Raw genomic sequence first — 3,051 nt, forward strand, 5'->3', positions numbered from 1 at the left:
ACGTCCACACAGCCCGCAAAACCGACACCGCCACGTCCCGGAACAAGAAGCCGACGACCCCACGACCTCGCCGCACAGGTTAAAGATCAAGTTAGTCTTCGCGGGCGCGGGACGCGCGCGGCCACGCCGTGTCAGTGCGGCCCGCCGCCGTACGGTCTCAGAGGGCGGTTCGTGAGCTGATGACCGATTCCCGGTGAGGCTGCTGGCTGTGGGTGCTGAGCGGCTACTGCTTCCTGGTGAAGCTGCCGACGTCTACCTCGGTGAGGATGCCGAGTTTGACCAGGCGCTTCAGCTTGGCGCGGGTGCCTCCGATGTTTACGACGTCCGGCCGATGCCGTCGCCGCCGGGCACCTCCTCCCCCTTCTGGGTCCGCGCCGCTGCCCGGCCCGGAGGGTCTGATGAGCTCGGCGATCACGTCCGAGAAGGGACTGGTGCAGGCGGATGAGGGCGTCGATCACACGGTAGTTCTCCCGGCCGCCCTCGGCCCGCTCGTCGTGCTCATGACCCAGATGATCGGTCACTTCCCCTTCGAGGGCCGACTCCAGCACCCGCTTCGTCAGCTGCTGCAGCAGGCCACCCTCGCCGGTCAGCTTCAACCCACCGGCCTGAGCCCGGGTCACCAGCTGAGCCACCAGAGAATCATCCACACCGGCCTCGTCAATCCCGGCGCCCATTGTCACGTCAGCCAGCAACTGACGCCCTATACTTGCGAGTTACACCGTCCACGGTGCAGTCCCTTACAAAGGACAAGGAGAACTTACGTGCAGCGTATCAACCGACGGGTGGTCAAGGCCGCACTGGTATCCGCCGTCGCGGCGGCTTCGCTCATCGTCGTCCCGAATCCCGCGTTCGCGATCGACAGCGTCGAGTGCTACAACATCGACGAGTACACCCATCTCCACTGGCATCACGATTACGGTTCCGGCTTCACCGCTTTCCATCAGTGTTTTGCCAACGCCGGAGAGTACTCAAACTTTAGGCCGGGGGGGACCAACTGGGTCGACAAGATCTGGACTGGAAATAACCGGGTCCAGTGGTACGGGGACGGAAAGTGGCAGCCTGCCACCCCGATCGACAAGTGGACCACCTTCACCTGGCCGAACCACCCTGGAGGCGTCAGGATTGATGCGATCAGGATCGTCTGATTCGTTGAGCAGCAGTTTCTGATCGATCTGAGCGCGCTCCCTGGACGGGATCCTGCACCACCCCGGCCAGATCGAGGAAGTCTGCGCCCCGCGCCATAACCCGGCGAACCTGGTCGCCGCCAAGACCCCGACCGCTGGCGGCGTCACACTGATACGTCGTGATCGACTCAGTGCGGTGTGGCAAACCGGATCTCGTCCGAAGCCTGTGGTGCGGGTGATCATTCAGACAGGGATGCCGGTGTGGTCGCGGGCATGAACAAACGGGCCCCTTGGTAGCCTCGGTCTTTCTTGACGGTCCGCCGACGGAGTCGGCGGACCGTTTCGCTTTCGGTGGCTGAGGGTGGGCAGGCCAGTGGCCCGACTGCCACGTCGGATAGGCACCGGATTCCACCACTCCGGTAGGGGTGGCGCTCCTCGTAGGGACGCAGCGACGCGTGAGCGACAGTGAGCTGACCTTGGGAGCGGTGCTGGCACGCCTGGAGGGCAAGAGCGCGAGATCGCCGCCCGAGCCGAGACCACGCGAGAACGCATCGCGGGACTCACCGCGCAGCTGAAGGAGTTCGGGCGGGCCGCCGAGGATGTGCGCATCACCCGCAAGACGCTGCCGGCGCTGCCCGAGCCGGCCTCGCCGTCACCGCCGCCCGTGAAGGTGCCGAACCATCCGGCCTACCGTCAGATCATGGCGGTGTTCGCTGCGGCCGACGCCCAGTTGCGGGCGCGGGCAGTCTGCGAGGCGATGGACCTGGAGATCGCCCCCAACAACGTCAACAACGTCCGGCTCAAGCTCAAACGGCTGGCCGAACGCGGCATCCTGATCGAGCCGGAGCAGGGCTTTTTCACCAAGCCGCAGACGTAGCCGCCTAGTCAGGCCACGACCAGCCCGACAGCCCAACCCGAAAGCCCGAAACGGGCATCACGTCACGTACCGCCCTCTCAAAAGACCAATGTCCGAGGTGCCCGATAGGTTGGTTACCTTCATACGGGCGGGAGGGGCACCGGGTGGCGGAGCGCGGGGGGCAAGCGGCAGCAGATGGGTTCCAATACCAGTACCTCGTGACGCTGGAAGCGCTTCTCGATGCCGCAGAAGGCCGCTTCCCCGGAGTCTCTGCAGCGCTGATCGAACCCGCAACCACCCCGGATGAAGACTCGACGGACCCCGACGCAATCGACTTCGAACTTGTCGATCAGCACCGCGGCAGCATGCACGCAGCACAGGTGAAGTCCGGCGGTTCAGGTACGGAGATGTCCGCTCCTGACGCGTTCGGCATCCTGCTTCGGATGATCCGCGCACGGCCGCGGGCAGGATCGTATCGACTGATCACGAACATGCGACTCCATCCCAAGGCGGTGCAGCTGAACCGGGCCTTGAGTGTCGATGATCCACAAGAGCTCCGCGATCACCTTCAGCGGTTGATGGAGCGCGGACGCTGGCGAGACGAGCCGGCGGGACTGAGCGATGACGAGCTGAACCGGCTGGGCCGCGCACGAATCTCGGTGGATTCCAGGCAGCGGTATCAACTGCGTGATCAGCTCCGGGAGCGCATGCGGCGACTCCGTAACGAGCATTGCCGCGGTCTGGGCCATGAGTCTGCCGGCCGACTCACGAACCATCTGGCATTCGAGATCCACCGTCGCGCTTCGGGCGAGTTCGACGGCGCGTTCCCCCTGGGGGAGTTCCGCGAGGAACTCCTCATTCCCGGGCGCCATCTGGCCCATGAACTCGGCGAGTTCGACTGGGGGATCATGGTGGGGGCAGTGCCAGCCGCACCAGACGTCCCCCGCCCGGACCTCATCGACCGTATCCGCGCGTCACTAAGACGGTGTCTCGATTGGTGCTGGATCGTTGCTCCCGGCATGGACATAGTTCTGCGTCTGGTGCCGGACAGGCTGTGGGAGATCTTTCAGG

General features: G+C 64.8%; 3 protein-coding genes and 1 pseudogene. 3 read left to right on the forward strand and 1 reads right to left on the reverse strand.

Annotated elements, in window-relative coordinates:
* Nucleotides 1-473 precede the first annotated feature (473 nt).
* Nucleotides 474-674, reverse strand: a pseudogene (locus tag ACWCXC_RS37335) (IS256 family transposase); the annotation flags it as partial.
* Nucleotides 675-782: 108 nt separating this feature from the next.
* On the opposite strand from ACWCXC_RS37335, the gene ACWCXC_RS37340 reads away from it, so the two are divergent.
* The 3 genes from ACWCXC_RS37340 to ACWCXC_RS37350 all read left to right on the forward strand — a co-directional run.
* Nucleotides 783-1,145, forward strand: a complete 363-nt coding sequence (locus ACWCXC_RS37340) for a beta/gamma crystallin domain-containing protein (protein WP_450891807.1) — start codon at nt 783-785, stop codon at nt 1,143-1,145.
* Between the two features lie 580 nt (nt 1,146-1,725).
* Entirely contained in the window at nt 1,726-2,001 is a 276-nt protein-coding gene (locus ACWCXC_RS37345; protein WP_450891805.1) for a hypothetical protein, read from the forward strand.
* A 197-nt stretch (nt 2,002-2,198) separates the two neighbouring features.
* Nucleotides 2,199-3,051, forward strand: an 853-nt coding sequence (locus ACWCXC_RS37350; RefSeq protein ID WP_450891806.1) for a hypothetical protein, incomplete at its 3' end; no start/stop codon positions are given.

It is taken from the genome of Streptomyces sp. NPDC001515, assembly GCF_053597115.1.